The sequence below is a fragment of the Pseudomonas sp. 05N434 genome (assembly GCF_056396965.1).
The window spans coordinates 1-3,761 of record NZ_JBFTMK010000498.1 but is presented as its reverse complement, the minus strand read 5'-3'; the positions used below and the strand labels follow the sequence as shown (position 1 = coordinate 3,761).

The 3,761-nt window shown below is 59.9% G+C and carries 4 protein-coding genes; all 4 read right to left on the bottom strand.

The window, feature by feature from the left end:
* Nucleotides 1–370, bottom strand: a 370-nt coding sequence (locus tag AC1DLB_RS24395; protein WP_477785781.1) for a sugar phosphate isomerase family, incomplete at its 3' end; no start/stop codon positions are given.
* Nucleotides 371–558: 188 nt separating this feature from the next.
* Complete coding sequence (locus AC1DLB_RS24390) at nt 559–2,007, bottom strand: NAD(P)(+) transhydrogenase (Re/Si-specific) subunit beta (protein ID WP_477785780.1); 1,449 nt, start codon at nt 2,005–2,007, stop codon at nt 559–561.
* Nucleotides 2,007–2,330 (bottom strand): NAD(P) transhydrogenase subunit alpha part 2, encoded by a 324-nt coding sequence (locus AC1DLB_RS24385; protein WP_003187010.1) that lies wholly within the window; start codon nt 2,328–2,330, stop codon nt 2,007–2,009. The genes AC1DLB_RS24390 and AC1DLB_RS24385 overlap by 1 nt, the downstream gene beginning before the upstream one ends.
* Nucleotides 2,331–2,345: 15 nt before the next feature.
* Complete coding sequence (locus AC1DLB_RS24380; RefSeq protein WP_018927228.1) at nt 2,346–3,467, bottom strand: Re/Si-specific NAD(P)(+) transhydrogenase subunit alpha; 1,122 nt, start codon at nt 3,465–3,467, stop codon at nt 2,346–2,348.
* Nucleotides 3,468–3,761: the final 294 nt, after the last annotated feature.

Here is a 3,761-nt window from a genome sequence, read left to right as displayed (position 1 = left end):
GCTTGAGTTGCTGGTTACGCAGCTGCTCTACGGTTTCCGACAGGTGCTGGTCGATGAACATGACTTCGCCGGCATTGATCGCCTTGCGCAGAGTGCTGTCCACCTGGAACGGCATGCGTCGCGACAGTACGCCGGCTTCAGTCAGCTGTTTGTCGAGGTCGTTGCCCAGGCTGGCGCCGGTCATCAAGCTTATTTTCAGCGGCGTGACCTTGGCGCGCTCGGCCAGTGCATGAGGCACGGCCTTGGCTTCGCCGGCTCGGGTAAAGCCGCTCATGCCGACGGTCATGCCGTCCTGAATCAGAGCGGCAGCGTCGGCGGCGCTCATTACCTTGTCCAACAATGAAGGCAAGCGAATACGGTCACGGTACATGATTGTTATCTCGGGCAACGGAAGCAAGGTGCGCAGTCTAGTGAATTCGAGCGGTGCCCGTCCCGCTACCAAGGTCGCATTCGGGGCGTCTATTCCGGTGCTTTCAGGCAAAACACCTTTGCAGGATCGGTAACAGACGCAAACAAAAACGCCCCGACGAGTCGGGGCGTTCAGGTTGCCGAAGGGTTTTACTCGACGGCTTTAACCATGTCTTCGATGACTTTCTTGGCATCGCCGAAAACCATCATGGTCTTGTCCAGATAGAACAACTCGTTGTCCAGGCCGGCATAGCCGCTGGCCATCGAGYGCTTGTTGACGATGATGGTCTTGGCCTTGAACGCTTCGAGAATCGGCATGCCGGCAATCGGCGATTTCGGGTCGTTCTTGGCTGCCGGGTTCACCACGTCGTTGGCGCCGAGCACCAGCACCACGTCGGCCTGGCCGAACTCGGAGTTGATGTCTTCCATCTCGAACACCTGGTCGTAAGGCACTTCGGCCTCGGCCAGCAATACGTTCATGTGGCCAGGCATCCGGCCGGCAACCGGGTGAATCGCATACTTCACGGTTACGCCGCGGTGGCTCAGTTTCTCGGTCAGCTCTTTCAAGGCGTGCTGCGCCCGTGCTACCGCCAGGCCATAGCCTGGAACGATGATCACGGTGTCGGCGTTGGTCAGCAGGAAGGTGGCGTCATCAGCCGAACCGGATTTCACCGGACGGGCTTCTTTGGAGCCCGCCGGGCCAGCATCCGCGGTGTTGCCGAAGCCGCCGAGCAGTACGTTGAAGAACGAACGGTTCATCGCCTTGCACATGATGTACGAGAGGATCGCACCGCTTGAGCCCACCAGCGAGCCGGCAATGATCAGCATCGAGTTGTTCAGCGAGAAGCCGATACCCGCTGCCGCCCAACCGGAGTAGCTGTTGAGCATCGACACCACGACGGGCATGTCGGCGCCGCCGATCGGGATGATGATCAGCACGCCCATCACGAAGGCCAGGATCAGCATCAGGGCAAAGGCGCTGAAGTTGCCGGTCAGCATGAACGTGACACCCAGTGCCAGCGTCGCCAGACCCAGCAGCAGGTTCAGTTTGTGCTGACCGCTGAACTGTACTGGTGCGCCCTGGAACAGGCGGAACTTGTACTTGCCCGACAGCTTGCCAAACGCGATCACCGAACCGGAGAAGGTGATTGCACCGATGGCCGCGCCGAGGAACAGCTCCAGACGGTTGCCCGCCGGAATCGAATCGCCCAGATGTTTAACGATGCCCAACGACTGCGGCTCGACGACGGCTGCAATGGCGATGAACACCGCCGCCAGACCGATCATGCTGTGCATGAAGGCGACCAGCTCCGGCATTTTGGTCATTTCAACGCGCTTGGCCATGATCGAACCGGCGGTACCGCCGGCCAGCAGACCGACGATGACGTAGCCGATGCCGGCGGTAGCACCGCCTTGCTCAATGGAGAGCGCCGCCAGCTTATAGATGAGACCGATGGTGGTGAGGATCGCCAAGGCCATGCCGAGCATGCCGTACACGTTGCCGCGCCGCGACGTGGTCGGGTGCGACAGGCCTTTGAGGGCCTGGATGAAGCAGATCGACGCGATCAGGTACAGCGTCGTTACCAGGTTCATGCTCATTACTTGGGCGCCTCTTCTTTTACGGCTTTCGGGGCTTTTTTCTTGAACATCTCAAGCATGCGACGGGTGACCAGGAAACCACCGAACACGTTCACGGCCGCCAGAGCCACCGCCAGGGTGCCCATGGTTTTGCCCAATGGTGTTACGGTCAAGGCAGCCGCCAGCATCGCGCCGACGATCACAATCGCCGAAATGGCGTTGGTCACCGCCATCAATGGCGTGTGCAGTGCAGGTGTAACGTTCCAGACCACGTGATAACCGACATAAATCGCCAGCACGAAGATGATCAGGTTGTAGATACCGGGGGAGATAAGCTCTTCCATCGTCTGAATCCCTGCTTAGGCGTTTTTGCGGATGACTTGGCCGTCGCGGCACATCAGGCACGCGGCGACGATGTCGTCTTCTAGGTTCACTTCGAACTGGCCTTCCTTGTTGAAGACCAGCTTCAGGAAGTCCAGCAGGTTGCGTGCGTACAGCGCCGAAGCGTCTGCCGCCACCGCACCGGCCAGATTGGTCGGGCCGACAATGGTCACGCCATTCGAGACCACGACCTGGTCCGCCACGGTCAGCGGGCAGTTGCCGCCCTGCGCTGCGGCGAGGTCGACAACCACCGAGCCTGGCTTCATCTGCGCCACGGTTTCGGCGCTGAGCAGCGTCGGCGCCTTGCGACCCGGGATCAGTGCCGTGGTGATGACGATGTCAGCCTGCTTGGCGCGTTCGTGTACGGCCAGGGCCTGACGCTGCATCCAGCTGGCCGGCATGGGGCGCGCATAGCCGCCGACGCCGACGGCGCATTCGCGCTCTTCATCGGTTTCGTACGGCACGTCGACGAATTTCGCACCCAGGGATTCAATTTGCTCCTTCACCGCAGGACGCACATCGGACGCTTCGATCACGGCACCCAGACGTTTTGCCGTGGCAATCGCCTGCAAACCGGCCACACCGGCACCGAGAATCAGCACGCGCGCCGCTTTCACAGTGCCCGCGGCGGTCATCAACATCGGCATGAAGCGTGGGTAGTAGTGAGCGGCCAGCAGCACGGATTTATAGCCGGCGATGTTCGCTTGGGAGGACAGCACATCCAGGCTCTGGGCGCGGGAGGTGCGTGGCGCAGCTTCCAGCGCAAACGCGGTAATGCCGCATTCGGCCAGTTTGGCGATGGTTTCATTGCTGAACGGGTTGAGCATGCCGACCACTACGGTGCCGCTCTTGATCAGCGTCAGTTCGCTGTCGCTGGGGGCGACCACCTTGAGAATCAGCTCGGCACCAAACGCATCGTTGGCGCTGCCAATGGTTGCGCCTGCCGCTTCATAAGCACTGTCGACAACGCTGGCGTTAATGCCGGCGCCGCTTTGTACAGTGACCTTATGACCCTGGCCGATCAGCTTCTTGATGGTTTCCGGGGTTGCAGCAACCCGTGTTTCACCCGTCTGGGTTTCGAGAGGAACACCAATGTGCACGTCAAATCTCCTGCGTGATCTTATTGAGTAAACCCAGGCACTTCGGATGGTGCGGCTGGGGCGGCCGATCAGCACGACCCCACCAAATCAGGGCGGGGCGCGGCATTTTGCAGGCGAACTTTGTGCCCTTCAAGGGATTATGACGGGTGACGGAAAATTAACTACAAGTCACCCCGTGACCGAATGTCGCACCTTTCCGTTAAATCCCTTGCAGGCCGTGGCTTCTAAGGATTTTTGCCAAAATTCAAGAATTTACACATCCGCACGGTGAATAGGTTGTCATTGCCTGCCAAT

Bases quoted from the DNA above. Each gene is read 5' to 3' on its own strand.
- AC1DLB_RS24385 (WP_003187010.1), bottom strand. From the start codon at position 2,330: ATGGAAGAGCTTATCTCCCCCGGTATCTACAACCTGATCATCTTCGTG.